Annotated in this window: 17 protein-coding genes and 1 pseudogene; 3 read left to right on the top strand and 15 right to left on the bottom strand. The window is 60.3% G+C overall.

Annotation, left to right across the window (positions count from 1 at the left end):
- Window positions 1–7 precede the first annotated feature (7 nt).
- Entirely contained in the window at window positions 8–487 is a 480-nt protein-coding gene (locus SynM161_RS12170; RefSeq protein ID WP_255441792.1) for a hypothetical protein, read from the top strand.
- A 1-nt stretch (window position 488) separates the two neighbouring features.
- Here SynM161_RS12170 and SynM161_RS11095 read toward each other — a convergent pair.
- The 3 genes and pseudogenes from SynM161_RS11095 to rnhA all read right to left on the bottom strand — a co-directional run bounded on the left by SynM161_RS11095 (window position 489) and on the right by rnhA (window position 3133).
- Window positions 489–1127 (bottom strand): annotated as a pseudogene (locus tag SynM161_RS11095) (type II secretion system protein GspD).
- Window positions 1128–1184: 57 nt separating this feature from the next.
- Window positions 1185–2366: a quinone-dependent dihydroorotate dehydrogenase gene (locus tag SynM161_RS11100; protein ID WP_186541478.1), complete on the bottom strand. Its 1182-nt coding sequence runs from the start codon at window positions 2364–2366 to the stop codon at window positions 1185–1187.
- An 8-nt stretch (window positions 2367–2374) separates the two neighbouring features.
- Complete coding sequence (gene rnhA, locus SynM161_RS11105; protein ID WP_186541479.1) at window positions 2375–3133, bottom strand: ribonuclease HI; 759 nt, start codon at window positions 3131–3133, stop codon at window positions 2375–2377.
- Between the two features lie 51 nt (window positions 3134–3184).
- Here rnhA and SynM161_RS11110 point away from each other — a divergent pair, with 51 nt between their 5' ends.
- Complete coding sequence (locus SynM161_RS11110) at window positions 3185–3928, top strand: DUF3747 domain-containing protein (RefSeq protein WP_186541480.1); 744 nt, start codon at window positions 3185–3187, stop codon at window positions 3926–3928.
- Between the two features lie 271 nt (window positions 3929–4199).
- Here SynM161_RS11110 and rplL read toward each other — a convergent pair whose 3' ends face one another.
- The 8 genes from rplL to gloA form a co-directional block, all read right to left on the bottom strand.
- Complete coding sequence (gene rplL, locus SynM161_RS11115; protein WP_114987674.1) at window positions 4200–4589, bottom strand: 50S ribosomal protein L7/L12; 390 nt, start codon at window positions 4587–4589, stop codon at window positions 4200–4202.
- Between the two features lie 54 nt (window positions 4590–4643).
- Window positions 4644–5171: a 50S ribosomal protein L10 gene (rplJ, locus tag SynM161_RS11120; protein WP_006851480.1), complete on the bottom strand. Its 528-nt coding sequence runs from the start codon at window positions 5169–5171 to the stop codon at window positions 4644–4646.
- 238 nt (window positions 5172–5409) lie between these two features.
- Entirely contained in the window at window positions 5410–6117 is a 708-nt protein-coding gene (rplA, locus tag SynM161_RS11125) for a 50S ribosomal protein L1 (RefSeq protein ID WP_038552494.1), read from the bottom strand.
- Window positions 6118–6188: 71 nt separating this feature from the next.
- A complete protein-coding gene (rplK, locus tag SynM161_RS11130) occupies window positions 6189–6614 on the bottom strand; it encodes a 50S ribosomal protein L11 (protein ID WP_006851160.1) in 426 nt (141 codons plus the stop codon).
- Between the two features lie 109 nt (window positions 6615–6723).
- Window positions 6724–7392 (bottom strand): transcription termination/antitermination protein NusG, encoded by a 669-nt coding sequence (nusG, locus tag SynM161_RS11135; protein WP_114987676.1) that lies wholly within the window; start codon window positions 7390–7392, stop codon window positions 6724–6726.
- 21 nt (window positions 7393–7413) lie between these two features.
- Window positions 7414–7656: a preprotein translocase subunit SecE gene (gene secE / locus SynM161_RS11140; protein ID WP_006850159.1), complete on the bottom strand. Its 243-nt coding sequence runs from the start codon at window positions 7654–7656 to the stop codon at window positions 7414–7416.
- A 70-nt stretch (window positions 7657–7726) separates the two neighbouring features.
- Window positions 7727–10504, bottom strand: coding sequence for an AAA family ATPase (locus SynM161_RS11145; RefSeq protein WP_186541481.1), 2778 nt, complete (start codon window positions 10502–10504; stop codon window positions 7727–7729).
- Window positions 10505–10512: 8 nt separating this feature from the next.
- Window positions 10513–10911: a lactoylglutathione lyase gene (gene gloA, locus SynM161_RS11150; protein ID WP_186541482.1), complete on the bottom strand. Its 399-nt coding sequence runs from the start codon at window positions 10909–10911 to the stop codon at window positions 10513–10515.
- A gap of 112 nt (window positions 10912–11023) precedes the next feature.
- On the opposite strand from gloA, the gene eno reads away from it, so the two are divergent.
- Window positions 11024–12316, top strand: coding sequence for a phosphopyruvate hydratase (gene eno, locus SynM161_RS11155; RefSeq protein ID WP_186541483.1), 1293 nt, complete (start codon window positions 11024–11026; stop codon window positions 12314–12316).
- 21 nt (window positions 12317–12337) lie between these two features.
- Here eno and SynM161_RS11160 read toward each other — a convergent pair whose 3' ends face one another.
- From SynM161_RS11160 to SynM161_RS11175, 4 genes are all read right to left on the bottom strand, one after another.
- Window positions 12338–13990 (bottom strand): AarF/ABC1/UbiB kinase family protein, encoded by a 1653-nt coding sequence (locus SynM161_RS11160; RefSeq protein ID WP_186541484.1) that lies wholly within the window; start codon window positions 13988–13990, stop codon window positions 12338–12340.
- The gene (locus SynM161_RS11165) at window positions 13990–14301 is read right to left on the bottom strand and encodes a hypothetical protein (RefSeq protein WP_115009872.1); all 312 of its coding nucleotides are present in this window, start codon (window positions 14299–14301) and stop codon (window positions 13990–13992) included. The genes SynM161_RS11160 and SynM161_RS11165 overlap by 1 nt, the downstream gene beginning before the upstream one ends.
- A 45-nt stretch (window positions 14302–14346) precedes the next feature.
- Entirely contained in the window at window positions 14347–14976 is a 630-nt protein-coding gene (locus SynM161_RS11170) for a hypothetical protein (RefSeq protein ID WP_186541485.1), read from the bottom strand.
- Between the two features lie 215 nt (window positions 14977–15191).
- Window positions 15192–16136: a phytanoyl-CoA dioxygenase family protein gene (locus SynM161_RS11175; RefSeq protein WP_186541486.1), complete on the bottom strand. Its 945-nt coding sequence runs from the start codon at window positions 16134–16136 to the stop codon at window positions 15192–15194.
- Between the last annotated feature and the right edge of the window lie 188 nt (window positions 16137–16324).

Below are 16324 nucleotides of genomic sequence, written 5' to 3' on the forward strand. Positions count from 1 at the left end.
CACCGATTTGAGGGACTCCGACCTAAGCGGGGCACAACTTGATGCCAATGCCCTCGAGCAAGCCCACTGGAGCGGCGCCACCGGTCTGCCAGCCAAGGCCCAGAGCCACGCAGCACTGCACAACGCTGGCGTTATGGCCGCGGAAAGCGGCCGCTGGAAAGCAGCAGAGGAACTGTTCGGCAAAGCCATCAAACGGCAACCCGGCACTGCCGAAAGCTGGATTGCCCGTGGAATCACCCGAGAGAAGCTGGGCAAACGCCAACTGGCGATGCAGGATTTCAGCTACGCCAGCACCCTGTTTGACAAGGAGGGTGACAGCCAAAAAGCTGAACAGCTGAAAGCAGCTGCCAAAGCGCTCAAAGAACACATCACGAAGCCTGAGGGCGGCAATGGCATTGGCAGTGCCGTCCTCAACGGCCTGATCTCAACAACGCAGGCTCTGATCCCCCTGGCCTCGAAGTTATTCATGCCTGCCTTGGGCCTTTAAATCAACGGGTGCCGAGCAGCTGCCGTGCCTCTCGGGTGGAGGGACGATAGCCATAGCCATAAGACCCTCCTTGATTGTCATCAACAATGGAGGGAGTAACAAGAATGACCAGCTCATTCTTCTCCCGCGAAGAGGTTGTTTTGCTGAATAATGAGCCCAGGAAGGGTAGGTCACCAAGAATGGGCTACTTTATTACAATTTCGCGATCTTTATCTTGAATAACGCCCGTGAGAACCAATGCTTGACGGTCACGCAAGCGAATAGTTCCAGATTCCAAACTTCGCTTAGTAATTTTATAAACAAGTATACCGTCAACTGGATCCGCAGGCTGCGGCACCGAGATTTCAGGATTTACAGACAATGTAACGAATCCATTGTCATCGATTTTTGCAACTTCAAGATTCAAAGTCAGGCCCGCATTCTCCCTTTCCGTTGACAGAGTTGTTCCACTATCAGTAACTGTTTTCGTGACATCCGTAATCACGCTTGTGCCTGTTTGGACCTTGGCAGTATTTCCCTCTTGCACAAGAAGAGTAGGGGTTGCCAATGTTTTAGCGTTTCTGGATTCAATCTGCGCTTCAACATAGGCCAAGAATGAATCCTGAGGCTGACGGTATTCATTTGGATCCTTGCCAGCCACGTATATCGGGCGACCATTGGAATCCAAACGAGGTGACTTTGAAGCAACAGAACAGATTCAGTCCTGCCAGGGCAAACCGCTGCCGGATGCTTCCGCGATGTTTCGCAGACCGTGGCGGTCCAACTGCAGCAGAAGACCGTCCAGAATCCGCGGCACAAGATTCGGCCCCTGAAAGATCCAGCCGGTGTAGAGCTGCACCAATGAAGCCCCCGCGGTGATGCGCTCCCAGGCGACTTGCGGAGAATCAATCCCGCCCACACCGATCAACGGCAGCGCTGGTCCGGCACTAGCCCGCAAACGACGGATCACCTCCTGAGCCCGCTGACGCAACGGGGCACCGCTGAGGCCACCGGCTTCCTCCGCCAGGGTGCGCCCGGTCTGCGGCAGCCGCCGTTGCTCCAGGCCCAGCCGATGGAGGCTGGTGTTGACCGCGATCACACCGGCCAGACCCTCCTCAAAAGCCAAGCGGGCCACCGCATCAATCGATTCATCGTCCAGATCAGGCGCGATTTTCACCAACAAAGGGGGGCAAGCCGGCAGCCGGCGCAAGCGCTCCACCAGACGCCGCAACTGGGCTGTGTCCTGAAGATCCCGCAATCCAGGGGTGTTGGGGGAGCTGACGTTGATCACCGCGTAGTCCGCCAAAGGGGACAACATCTCCAGAGAAGCCGCGTAGTCGTCCGGTGCCTGCTCTAGAGCCGTGATCTTGGATTTACCCACGTTGATGCCGAGCACCGCTGGCCGCCGGCCTGGCGGGTCGAGACGTTGACGCTCCAGCGTTTTCAACAGCGCCTTGGCGCCATCGTTGTTGAATCCCATCCGGTTCAACGCGGCCTGCTCCACCGCCAAGCGGAACAGGCGTGGTTTGGGGTTGCCCGGCTGGCCATGCCAGGTGACCGTGCCCACTTCGGCGAAACCGAAGCCGAAGCGATCCCAGATCCCAGCCGCCACACCGTTTTTGTCGAACCCCGCCGCCAAACCCACCGGGTTGGGGAAGCGACAGCCAAACAGCACCTGTTCCAGGCGCAGATCGCGCCGTTGCAGATCCGCCGCAACGCCATCCAACACCGTGGACACCCCTGGCCAACGGCGGCGCAGGCTGGCCTGACCCAGTGCCGTGAGGGCAGTGCGCGACAGCTGTTCCGCATCCAGCCCTTCGTCCCGCGCCAACACGGGGCCAAGCCAACGCTGATAAAAGGCACCGCTGCTGAGCGGTCCGGCCGAAGAGGACGGCGACATGCTCTGGCTCAGGACTGTTCTGATCCTGCCTCGCGACGTTGCAGGGTCCAGCGACCTTCCGCCTGGGGCTCGACCATCCAATCCCTCCAGATCCAGCTCTCCCGCTTCGTTTCCAGCTGTTTGAGCGGCTTTTCCACCAGCTGCGCCAGCTCCAGCAACGAGAGGCTGTAGCCACCCTGCGCCAGACGGTCCGCCAGCTCCAACCGGGACAACAGCTGCAGCAGAGGCTTGGGGGCAACCTCGGATGGAGCTTCAGGTGCGGCCTCGGCGGAAGACAGCTCCAATGATCCCTGCTTCAGAGCCAGGGCCGGCTGGGCGTTATGGGAAAACGCCACGGCGATGCGATCGACCCGTTCGTTATCTGGATCACCGCTGTGGCCTTTGACGTAGCGCAGGGGGACATCGTCCAGACGAGCGGCATCCAAGGCCTTCCAGAGGTCCTGGTTGAGCACGGGCTTACCCGCAGCCGTTTTCCAGCCTTTGCGCTTCCAGCCTTTGATCCAGGAGCCCAGCCCATCAATCAGATATTTGCTGTCGGTGCGCAGGGTGAGATCCGGATGACGGGGCAGCTGGTCAAGCCGTTGCAGCACCTCCAACGCCGCCTGCAGTTCCATGCGGTTGTTGGTGGTGTCGGGCGCATGGCCACCGAATTCCTCGACACTGCCGTCTTCAAAACGCAATAAGGCCCCCCAACCTCCCGGACCTGGGTTGCCGCTGCAGGCACCATCCGTCGCTGCAGCCACGACCCGTCCCCGTCCTTCCGCCATTGATCGGTCCCAACACTGTTCGGTACAACACGGTTTCTGGCGTCACCGTGGATGAGCCGAACCTACCTGCGGGCGGCTGGTCTGACTGCCGTGGGGCTCTTGGCGGCCGGTCTGTCGCAGGAGGGCACCGCACGGGCCTTGTTTAACAGCGCTGCGGTGCCGCAGGAGCACTTCGCTGTGCTGGCACAACCCCTTGGCAGAGCCCAGTGGAAACTGCTGGTGCTGGAACAGATCAAGGCCCAACCGCGCTGCTGGAGGGCACGCCAGGACGGACTGGTGGAGCCCAGCCTGAATCGCTTCAACTTCAGAGGCATCTGCAAGCGCTACCTGGACAGCAATGGCTATTCGCTGCGCAGCGGTGGCCAAGACCTTGGAACCCGCTTTCGCTTCCGGCTCAAGCCATCCGGCGCCTCGCTGAGGCTCGAAGCCCTCGACCCCCAGCAACGGGCACCACTCCTGGTGGGTCAGGCTCCTTTACCAGCTCGCCGCGATCCCAACGGGTTCGTGGCTCTGCAGCTGGAGCCGGGCTGGGCCTTGGAACGCCGGGTTTACCAGGGTCGCCCGTTGAACCACCTGTACTTCGCGCATCACGACCCGGTGAACCGGCTGCTCGCGCTGGCCAGCAGCCGCGGCCAGCGTTCAGGCTTTCAGCGGTTGGGAGCGCCGATGCCGCCGATCGCACCACCGCCGTTGCCCACGGCACGATCAACACGGCGACGCACCACACACCGACGCACCACACGCCTGGCCAGCAATGCCCCGATCCGGCTGCAGGTGATCCCCTATCGCCGCTGAGGACCAACCGTCACAGTGCCAGTTGAGAGGGCGACCAGACAGGGCCTGACATCGGATTCCCCGCCCTTATTTTAAAAATGTGTGAGGAGTGCTGAACGCCTCTTCAGGGTCGAAACAAGGACAGACTCCTGAATGTGTTCCTCTCTAAAAAGCTCCGCCTTTGGCGGGGCTTTTTTATTGGCCAGAGAAAATCACAAAAAAAACCGGCCCTCGAAAGGACCGGTGACTGAATGCAAACAGGGGGAGAGGGACAAGCCCTCTCCCAAGGCGATCACTTGAGGGTGACCTTGCCGCCTGCTTCTTCGATGGCCTTCTTGGCAGCTTCGGCGTCTTCCTTGGAGACACCTTCCTTGACGGCCTTGGGAGCAGCCTCGACCAGAGCCTTGGCGTCGCCCAGACCCAGACCGGTGGCCTCACGGACGGCCTTGAGGACCTTGATCTTGGCGGAGGCATCGAAGCCTTCCAGGATCACGTCGAATTCGGTCTTCTCTTCAGCGGCATCGCCACCGCCACCAGCAGCGCCAGGGGCAGCCATCACAACACCAGCAGATGCTGCGGCGGACACACCGAAGGCCTCTTCGATCTGCTTGACCAGCTCGGAAGCTTCAAGCAGGGAGAGGGATTTCAGCGATTCGAGAATTTCGTCGGTTTTTGCAGACATGGTTTTGAAAGGGGAAGCAACAGATCAATGAACAGTGGTCTCGGCAGGGCCGAATCAGCCTTCGCCGCCTTCGGCGTGCTGCTTGAGTGCCCTGGCCATACCAGAGGGAACCTCGTTGATGCCCACAGCGACCTTCGTGGCCACGGCGTTGATGGCACCGGCGATCTGAGCCATGAGCTGCTCCTTGGAGGGGAGATCGGCAATGGCTTTGATCTCGTCCTGAGACAGGAGCTTGCCTTCGAAAAGGCCGCCCTTGGTCTCGGACTTCTTGAGTTCCTTCTGGAAGGTCTGAACGGCCTTCACACCGGCGCCAACATCGCCCTTCACCAGGACGAAGGCGTTGGTTCCGGTCAGCAGGGAATCGAGGCTGGCCCAGTTGCTGTCACCATCAATGGCACGGCGCATCAAGGTGTTTTTGGTCACCTTGCAAACGCTGTCGCTGGCCCGCAGACGATCCCGCAGGTCAGACATTTCCTTGATGGACAGGCCCTTGAAATCAAGGACAAGTGCCAGTTCGGCGTCGGCGAGGAGCTCTTTGAGCTCTCCGACGATCTGCTGCTTGTTCTCCAGCGTGCGGCCCATAGGGATTGGATCGGATCAAAGGAACAAGCTGGGCACACGGCCGATCGAGTCTTCGAAAGGAAGACGAGGCCGCGTGCCGATCCAATCCCGAATGGGACAAAACCTTGTCGCGTCTGCCTCGGCAGGGATTACATCAACGGGAATGACTGACGTCATGCCCAGGGACTTCCTGCTGTCTCTGGCCGGGCGCGTGCCCGATTTGGCTTTCGCCAATCGTTAAGTGTAGAGGAGAGCCGGATCAGCTCCCCTGCTCGATGTCCTGCAGAGCAGAGAAATCGACTTCAACGGAAGGACCCATGGTGGAGGTCACATACAGGGACTTCCAGTAACGGCCCTTAGCACCGCTGGGCTTGTTGCGGTCGATGGTTTCCTGCAGGGTCTTGAGGTTCTGCAGCAGGGCATCGGCACTGAAGCTGGCCTTGCCGAAGCGAACGTGGACGATGCCGGTGCGGTCGGCACGGAATTCCAGTTTGCCGGCCTTGAATTCCTTGATCGCAGCCTCGAGGTCCGTGGTGACGGTGCCTGCCTTGGGGTTGGGCATCAAGCCACGGGGACCGAGAACCCGACCCAACTTGGCCACTTTGGGCATCATGTCGGGGGTGGCGATCAACAGGTCGAAATCCATTTCGCCCTTGCTGATGCTTTCCACCAGGTCTTCTTCACCGGCGAGTTCGGCACCGGCGGCTTTGGCTTCAGCCACCTTCTCACCGCGGGTCACCACGGCGATGCGCACGGTCTGACCGGTGCCGTTGGGCAGAGCCACGGTGGTGCGCAGCTGCTGGTCGGTGTACTTCGGATCGATGCCGAGGCGCACATGGGCCTCCATCGTCTCGTCGAATTTCGCATTGGCGTTGTCCTTGACCAGGGCAATCGCCTCGAGGGGTGCGTAGGCACGATCCTCGATCTTGCCGGCCAGGCTGGCCAGGCGCTTGGAGATTTTGGGCATGTTCAGGGTTGGGGTTCAGACGACATCAGGGATGCCTCCCCCGTATGGGTTGGAGAAGCGATGCAGCGACGTCAGTCGCTGATGGAAACGCCCATGTTGCGGGCGGTGCCTTCGATGATCCGCATGGCGGACTCAACGCTGGTGCAGTTGAGGTCAGGGAGTTTGGTCTTGGCGATCTCCTCGAGCTGAGCCCGACTGATCGATCCAACACTGCCCTTGGCGGACTCACCGGATCCCTTTTGGATCTTTGCGGCCTTGGTGATCAGCACCGACGCCGGAGGCGTCTTGGTGATGAAGGTGAAGCTGCGGTCTTCGAAGACCGAGATCTCCACCGGAATCACATAACCGGCTTTGTCCTGCGTCCGAGCGTTGTACTCCTTGCAGAACATCATGATGTTCACACCGTGCTGACCGAGGGCAGGGCCCACCGGCGGCGCGGGGTTAGCTTTGCCGGCATCTAGGGCCAGCTTGATCACAGCTACGACTTTCTTGGCCATCGGCTGGGGGGTTTGGACAGCTGCGGATCACCAGACCCTCGGGTCGGGTGCGGCGGAATGGTTGCCCACTCCCAAGGCCGCCCTCCGCAGGGAGACGGCCGCCGCCAGGTCAGTTCTGTTTGCTGATCTGAGAGAACTCCAGTTCCACCGGGGTCTCGCGACCGAAGATGGAGAGCAGGGCCTTGAGCTTGTTGCGCTCGCCGGAGACCTCGATCACCTCGCCCTGGAAGTCCTTGAACGGACCAGCGGTCACCAGGATCTGATCGCCTTCGGTGAGATCCACCTTGACGACGGTCTTCTTCTCGGCAGCGCGCTTGAAGATGCGGTCCACCTCAGAACGGCTGAGGGGACGGGGCTTGATGTGACCGCGGGCCTTACCGGTGGCGCGCCGATCTTCAGCACCGACGAAATTGATCACGTTCGGGGTGCTCCGCACCGCCATCATCGTGTCCTCATCCAGCACCATCCGCACCAGCACATAACCGGGGAACACCTTCTCCTCGGTGGACTGACGGGTGCCGTCCTTCTTCAGCTTGACGGCAGGGGTCTGGGGAATCTCGATTTCGAGGATCCGGTTGCTCACCCCGAGGGTGACGGCCCGCTGCTCCAGGGTGGCCTTGACCTTCTTCTCGCAGCTGGAGGCCACCTGAACGGCGTACCAACGGGCGATGGCCGTGTTGGCGACAGCCGCCGCAGGCAAGGTGCCGTCTTCCCCCTCATTCGGGGCTGGCAGATCAAGCACCTCAGGGGCGTCCGGTGTGGTCAGGTCGTCGGGCACGGCGAGAAAGGTGATATCGAGTCAGCGGAACACCTGGGACGAAGCCCACCCAAAGAAGCGACTGACAGCCGCGATGGTGGCGGCCGAAAGGCTGACCATCAGGATCACAGCGATGGATTCGCTGAACAGTTGCTGGCGGCTGGGCCAGACCACGAGCTTCAGCTCATCAACCGTGTCCGCCAGAAAACCACCGGATTTGGTGGAATCGGCAGCGGCTTTTGAGCCGTCGGAAGTGGTGGTGTCCTCAGAGATGGGGCTGGTCACGGGGATGGGACCGGAAGTTGACAACGGTGCCGGTAGGCACTTCGCCAAACAGACACCCTACCGGATGCCCTCAAACCCCCACCGGATCGAACACCAGGGCATCCGTGCCGGCCTCCCCCAGCCGCACCGTCACGCCACTGGCTCCGGCAAAGCGCTCCTCAAGCAGCAGCGTGGAGAGCGGATTTTCCAGCTGGCGGCGCAGCACCCGACGCAGCGGCCGCGCCCCGTACTCCGGTTCATGGCCCTGACGGGCCATGGCCTCAGCGACAGCATCGTCCACCTGAAGGGCAAGACCCTGCTCGGCCAACAGAGCAGCGAGGTCCTTCAGCTGCAACTGAACAATCCGCACCAGATCGGAGACTTCCAACGGACGGAAACGAATCACCTCATCGATGCGGTTGAGGAATTCAGGCCGGAACTGGCTTGAGAGCGCTGCATCCACCTGCTGTTGCAGGGCTGACTCATCCGTGGATCCCGAGCGGGCATGCTCAAGGATCGCCGGGCTGGCCAGATTGCTGGTCATCACGACCACGGTGTGGCGGAAATCAACGGTGCGGCCCTGGGAATCGGTGAGCCGGCCGTCATCCAGCACCTGCAGCAGCAGGTTGAACACATCGGGATGGGCCTTCTCCACTTCATCGAGAAGCAGCACCGCATAGGGACGACGCCGCACGGCCTCCGTGAGTTGCCCCCCTTCCTCGTAACCGACGTAGCCCGGAGGAGCACCGATCAGCCGGGCAACAGCGTTCCGCTCCATGAACTCGCTCATGTCGAGGCGAACCAGCGCCTCCTCTTCATCGAACAACGACCCCGCCAGCGCCTTCGCCAGCTCGGTCTTACCGACGCCGGTCGGCCCCAGGAACAGAAAAGAACCCACCGGTCGACGGGGATCCTTCATGCCGGCCCTGGCCCGGCGGATGGCAGCAGCAACGGCGGACACCGCCTCACCCTGACCAATCACCCGTTCGGCGAGATGAGCGTCGAGATCCAGGAGTTTGCGCCGCTCGCCCGCCAACAGCCGCTGCACGGGAATCCCGGTCCAACGAGCCACCAGATCAGCGATGTCACCGGCTTCCACCTGCTCGCGAAGCAGAGCCGTTCCAGCGGACTGGGCCTCCGCCTGGGACGCCTCCAGTTCATCCCGGCGCTGCTGCACCCGATGCAGCTGGTCGTACTGGAGGCGAGCCGCTTCCTCCAGATCACCATCCCGCTCGGCCTCAGCGATGGCGTGGCGCAGGTCTTCATCCTGCTGAAGCAGCTGGCCGAGCTCCTCGAGCTGACCGCGCTCCTCCTGCCAGCGCCGCCGCAGATCTTCGAGTCGCGTGGACACTTCAAGCCGGTTGCGTTGGAGCTGAATCCGCTCCGCTTCAGGGGCCTGCTCGGCAGCGAGCAAGGCCAGTTCAACGCGGCGTAGATCTGCTTCGGCCTCCTCCACCACCTGCGGCTTGGAGGTGACCTCCATCTTCAGTTGTGCGGCCGCCTCATCGATCAAATCAATGGCTTTGTCCGGCAGGCAGCGATCACTGATGTAGCGGTCGGCAAGACGGTTGGCGGTCTGAATGGCCTCATCGGTGATGGTGACGCCGTGGTGCAGCTCGTAGCGCTCCTTCAAGCCGCGCAGAATTTCGAGGCTGAGCTCCAGATCCGGCTCGCGGATCACCACCTGCTGGAAGCGGCGGTTGAGGGCCGGATCCTTTTCCACCGTGAGCCGGTAATCCTCCGGCGTGGTGGCACCGATGCAGCGCAGGTCTCCCCGGGCCAGAGCTGGCTTCAACAGGCTGCCGGCATCGGTGCTGCTGCGATCGCTGCCAACAACGGTATGCAGCTCATCGATGAACAACACCACACCGGAATCGGAACCACTCACCTCCTCGAGCACCGAGCGCAAGCGTTCCTCGAACTGACCACGGAACTTGGCACCGGCGATCAAAGCCCCGAGGTCCAGCGCCACCAGCCGCAGACCTTGCAGCGACTCCGGCACTTCACCCGCCACGATCCGCTGCGCCAGCAGCTCTGCAATCGCTGTTTTGCCAACACCGGGTTCACCGATGAGCACCGGATTGTTCTTGCTCCGGCGCGACAGCACCTTGATCAGGTTGCGAATTTCAGAATCGCGACCGATCACCGGATCCAGGCTGCCTGCTTCCGCCTCTTCGGTGAGATCCCGCCCATAGGACTCCAAGGCCGAGGGGGGCTCCTGCAGGGGGGGCTCAGGGGCGGGCGACTGGGGGGTGACAGGGGAGGCGACAGGCTCCGGCCCGCTCAGCGCACGGGAGGAGGAGGGAACGCGCGCCACCCGTTCACGGCGGGGCGCTTCCTGCTGCACCTCCGGCTGAGCCCGCGGCATCGAGCGTTCTTGGGGAGGAACGGTCATGCCAGGAACCCGGTCATCCATGCCCCGTTGGATCAGCTGCTCCAGGGCATCGGCCGACAAACCAAAGCCGGCAAACAGATCAGCGCCGATCCGCGGATCGGCACCAATGGCCATCAGCACTTCCGGCAGATCGATGACGTCTCCATTCCAGCGCCGACGGATGGCATCAGCCGAATCGAGCAGCTGTTCCAGGTCATCACCGATGAAGAGCTCATCGCCTCGCCCCGAAGGCTGATCAGCCAGCACATCCTCCAAGCGATCCAAGAGCGCATCGATGGGGAGGGGCAAGCGCTCCACCAAGCGGCGGCAGGCGGGATCGGTGAACAGCACCTGAATCAGGTGCTCCACATCCAACTGCTCATGGCGCCAGCGACGGGCAACGTCCTGACCACTGAGCAGCAGATCCCAGGCCGCGTCGCTGAAGCGATCCGGCTCATGGGTGAGGCTGCCGTTCAACGCTGGCGATGAAGTCATCCGGTTCTTCAGGCGTGGGCTTTGGAGGACATCTCGATCAATTCCACCTTGTAGCCATCTGGATCCTCAACAAAGGCGATGACTGTGGTGCCGTGCTTCATCGGACCAGGTTCCCGCACCACACGACCACCCTTATCGGCAATGCCAGAGCAGGTGCTGTGGATGTCCTCCACCCCCAGCGCGATGTGGCCATAGCCATCCCCGAGGTTGTAGCTGTCGGTGTCCCAGTTGTGGGTGAGTTCGAGGACCGTGTGGTCGCTCTCCGAGCCATAGCCAACAAAGGCCAATGTGAAGCGGCCGCTGGGGTAATCCTTTCGACGCAGAAGCTGCATGCCCAGGACCTCGGTGTAGAAGCCCAGAGACCTCTCCAGATCAGCAACCCGGAGCATGGTGTGAAGCATCCGCATGGGTGAGCGTCGTGCAGCGTGAACCTGCCGTCATTCTGGCCAGGTATGACCCGTCACAACACGAGAGAGAGGGGCGACCCATAAGATCCCCGGGTTAAGCGTCCGTCCCAACGTGATCGATTCCCTCGACCTCGTCATCGACACCATCGTGGCCCGAGAGGTGCTCGATTCCCGCGGCAACCCCACAGTTGAAGCCGAGGTGCTGCTTGAAGGAGGTGCCATGGGACGGGCCATCGTTCCCAGTGGTGCCAGCACCGGTGCCCACGAAGCCCACGAACTGCGTGACGGCGGTGACCGCTACATGGGCAAGGGTGTGGGCCAGGCCGTAAACCACATCGAAGAGCGGATCGCACCGGCCCTCTGCGGCCTTTCCGCTCTGGATCAGGCGGCTGTGGATGCCGCGATGCAGGAGCTGGACGGAAGCGACAACAAATCCAACCTGGGAGCCAACGCGATCCTTGCGGTGAGCATGGCCACCGCCCGCGCTGCTGCCAACGGGCTGGGGATTCCCCTCTACCGCTACCTCGGCGGCCCGATGGCCAACCTGCTGCCGGTGCCGTTGATGAACGTGATCAACGGTGGCGCCCATGCCGCCAACAGCCTGGACTTCCAGGAATTCATGCTGGTGCCCCACGGCGCTCCGAGCTTCCGCGAAGCCCTGCGGATGGGCACCGAGGTGTTCCACACGCTCAAGAAACTGCTCAGCGACAAGGGCATGAGCACCGCCGTGGGCGACGAAGGCGGTTTCGCGCCGGATCTGGGCAATGTGGAAGCCGGCGAAATCCTGGTGGAGGCGATCAGCAAGGCCGGCTATAAGCCCGGCGAACAGATCTCCCTGGCCCTGGACGTGGCCAGCACCGAATTCTTCGAGAACGGTCGTTATGCCTTCGATGGCGGCAGCTACACCAGCGCCGAGATGGTGGGCCAACTCGAGCAACTGGTGGAGAAATTCCCGATCGTTTCGATCGAAGACGGCCTGGCCGAAGACGACTGGGATGGCTGGAAACTGCTGACAGAGCGCCTCGGCAGCAAGGTGCAGCTGGTGGGTGACGACCTGTTCGTGACCAACACCAAGCGGCTTCAACAGGGCATCGACAGCGCCACGGCCAACTCGATCCTGATCAAGGTGAACCAGATCGGTTCGCTCACCGAAACCCTCCAGGCCATCGACCTGGCAGGCCGCTCCGGTTACACCAGCGTGATCAGCCACCGCAGTGGCGAAACCGAAGACACCACCATCGCCGACCTCTCCGTCGCCACCCGCGCCGGACAGATCAAGACCGGCTCCCTCAGCCGCAGCGAGCGGGTCGCCAAGTACAACCAGCTGCTTCGCATCGAAGACGAGCTGGGCAGCCAGGCCGTCTACGCCGGTGCTGTTGGCCAGGGCCCTCGCGGTAAGGCCTGATCCCAGGCCCCCGACGAACGTTCAACGGTTGGAACCGGGCAACTGCTCCAACCGTTGATCACGACGGATCTTGACCTGCATTCGGAACCAGCCCAAGCCCACCGGCAACGCAGCAGCAGCCGGAAGAAGTGACCAGAGCGGGCGGGCACTGGCACCTACAATGGCGGTGGCCAAAGCCAGGCATCCGAGCAACACCGATTGGCCGATCGATTGCTGGGCCAGGGCCATCCGACGGAACTGACGATCCGATTCGCCCAGCCGCACCTGGAGCTGAAGATCCCCCTGCTCCAGACGTTCCAGACTTTCATCCAAGCGCCGCGGGAAGGCAGCAGCGCGGCTGCTGAGAGCCCCGACCTGACGGCCGAGTTCGTTGAACAGATCGTTGCTGCCGGAGCCGCTGGAGGTCATGAGTGGAAGGAGATAAGGCTTGGCAATCGCCACCAAGCTAAAAGCGGGATCAAGGCTGCGGCCAACACCCTCGAAGGTGGACAACGCCCGCATCACGAAGATCAGCTCAACCGGCAGACGAAAGGGCTGTCCATAGACCAGGTCGTAGAGATCGCCGGAGAGTTTGTCGATCACGTTGGCCGTGAAGGGTGGGGTGAGGGCCTCCTGCAGCATCAACCGCACGAGACGGCGCACCGGACCCACATCAATGCCGCCGGAGATCACACCGGCCGCCTGCATCTCCTCCACCAATGCCGCTGAATCTCTCGCAGCAGCAGCGCGGACCATGGCTCCCAGACGTCGACGCAAGCCGTCCGACAACAACCCCATCATCCCGAAGTCGTAGTAGATGAGCGCTCCATCACTCGCCACGGCGAGGTTGCCGGGGTGGGGGTCGGCATGGAAGAAACCAAACCTCACCAACTGCTTGAGATAACTGGCTGCACCCACCTCAGCCACCGCGGCCGGATCAACGCCGGCTTCAAGCAACGCCTCACGGTCGTTGACCTTGATGCCGGGCAGGTAGTCGAGGCAAAGCACACGGCGCGTGCTCAACTCCCAGACCACACCGGGGATTCTGATGCGTTCGTCATCCAGAAATTGCTGACGGAAACGAGCGGCGTACTGCGCTTCAACGCGGAAATCGAGCTCACGCAGCAGCACACGTCGACATTCCCGTGCCATCGCCGGCCAATCCCGACCACGCCCCCAACTGGGATTGCGTTGCAGCACAGCTGCCACCTGCTGCATCACCTCCAGATCAAGGCGAAACAGGCGATCGAGCCCAGGGCGCTGCACCTTGAGCACCACCTGCCGGCCACTGCGCAGGCTGGCGCGATGCACCTGGGCCAGCGAGGCTGCACCCAGGGGTTCGGGATCCAGATCGATCACCTCGGCACAGCGTGGCCCAAGCTCTCGCTCGAGCACGGTCTGCACCTGATCAAAACTGAAGGCCGGAACGCTGTCTTGCAGCGCTGCCAGTTCGGCCACCCAACCCGCGGGGAGGATGTCTGGGCGGGCGGAGAGCAGTTGCCCCAGCTTGATGAAGGCGGAGCCCAGAGACAGCAACTCAGCCGTCAACCAACGGGCTCGCTGTTGCTGACGGCGGGCACGACGCTCGGCGGTGACACCTCCGCGGTAGGTCCAGGACTGGCCATCCCACCAAAGCAGCAGCAGCAACGTCAGGACAGCGCGCCAGATGCGGAGCGCTCGCAGCAGTCCCAGCATCAGGGACGCGCCTCGATCGCTTGGCTCAGATCAGCCACCTTGGCCCGAAGACGATCGATCACCGCCTGAGGACTCTCCGGCGGTTCCGACGAGGACGCCCCATCCGTGCTCATCGGAGCCGAATCACCCCGTTCGATCCGTTCCGCCTCAGCACGCACCTCGTCTTGAAACAGATCCCATTCCTGGCGCAGCCGTTGCGGGGCATCTTGCGCCAACACCGCCAACTCGGCGGCCGCGTCCGCAAAGCCGTGACCAAGGCGCGCACTGATGCGGTTCACCGTGGCGCGTATCAAGGCCTCCGACGAGCCCATGGACCGATTGCAGAGAGCTTCGACTGTGGCAGATCCAACCGGAGATCAGGGCTGAGGCGGGGTCATGGGCTCAATGGCTTCGAAAAAGGCTTCCGCGCCAGGCGGCAGCACCAAAGGGTCCGGCTCAGCCACCAACACCGGTGAATCACCGCCTGGAACAACAACAGCAGGCATCACCTCAATGGACTCCTCAGGAAGCACCAGGGAATCAGCGTTGCTGTCATCAAGCTCAGGTCCAGGCTCCTGGGCGGATGAAGGGGCGGGTCCGTTGTCGCCCTCCATCTCGGGGGCAATGGTTTGGGGGTCCGACCAGGCTGGGGCCGTCCAGACCTGGGGTTCGGGCGTCTGCAGCGCCACATCGGGTTTGGGTGTCTCCTTGACCACTGGTTTGGCCGCTGGCTGGGCCGGTCGGCTCGCAGCCTCCAAGGCTGAGACATCCACTTGCAGGGATGGATCCTCGTCACTGAACCGGGCCCGAATCTCCTGCAGGGAATCCCCTGGAAACGCAAGTGGTGTGAAGGCCTCAGGGACAGGGTCCTGAGCATTGGTCTGCAGCGTCAGCACCCGCTCGGCGATGCCGTAACCAAGGGCGAAACAACAACCAGCCACCAGTGGGCCCACCCAGAAACGTGCCTTGGTCTCAACGGGAGCGTCAGGGGAGCTGGAATTGTCCACGGATGGGTCTGACGGAGACTCGGATTGTGACAGGGATCCAGAACAGAAGCTTCAGGTGGTGTAGTCGGCGTTGATGCGCCAAGTAAAAATTTGATCAACGCGAACATTCTCTAAAGGGAGAACAAGGATGAGAAAAGAGCGAGCTTCAGCAACCTTTCAATCAAAGCAAAGGGACAAAACATCTACGAGGAAAGCCTTTTCTTACCCTGATTTTACTAATAAGAATTCGAACGCATATCATTACTTATGGCTCCTAAAGTGTTCTTTCCGGTCACAAATGAGCCTAGCTGTAATAGAGAGTATTTTAAGTTTTCAAGCGCCCGAGCCAAAGGCGTATTAAGCTGATAAATGGCATTACCTCTTGAACGATTAGGAGCTCTCATCAAGGATTTAAAAATTCTAAAAGAAATAGACTTCGGCGTGGAAGTAAACTTGGTCTGCAATGATGCGTTCAGAGGAAAGTAGTGAGAAGTCAAAGACTTCCTTGAAAAAGAGTTGTCTTTCACTTTACTTGCCCCATGTATTGTGCAGGAATTCCAGACAACGAGATCGCCCTTTTTTAAAATCAGTTCCCGGCAAGGAAAATCTTGCTTTACTTGTTGAATAATTTTTATAAAATCATCATGAGCCAATTCTTGAATTTTATAAGCTTCAACTATTTTATGAGATCCCGGATAGACCCTAAAGGGACCAGAATGAGGATGAATATCTTCAAGCGCAATCCAAGCCCCAACGAGCGCCCCTTTTGGATGTGTATCAAGATACCAGCTATCAATATGATCTACAGTCTCCATTGACTTGTCAAAAAGCATATTATTTTGCTGAACGAATTTGCTGTAGTAAGGAAAAATTTTACGCAGATAATTCTCCATTTCCGAAGAAAGTAGCAATCGCGAAGAGAGTAGAGAAAGTTTGCCAAGAAATTTATTCCTAGCAAACCCCAACATCGATTCATCAATGAAACCATTAGCATCTATGCTTATTTTCTTATACCTATGCGTAGCTTGGGAATAGTAAAAGGGAGCAATTTTGGAGTTTTTTATTTTCTCAAGCTCTGCGACAATTGAATCAATTTGTGAAGCAGGAAAGGCATTTTTGATTACCACAAAGCCTTCTTTTAAAAACTCAGAATTTAGCTCCCAATCTGCGCCTATATTCATTTTCAAATTCTAATAATAGCATATGTAGTCAAATCAACGCAATAAGATTGATGTCCTTACACTTGGTGGGCTGCCGACCAAAACTTACTGACAGACCCACTACAGCAAGTTTGAGGTCCATATGAGACAAAAAAAGAGCCAGCACCATGCCCAAGCAAACAGCACTTCTGCATGATACTGTGATAAAA

It is taken from the genome of Synechococcus sp. M16.1 (assembly GCF_014279895.1).
Lineage (GTDB): Bacteria > Cyanobacteriota > Cyanobacteriia > PCC-6307 > Cyanobiaceae > Parasynechococcus.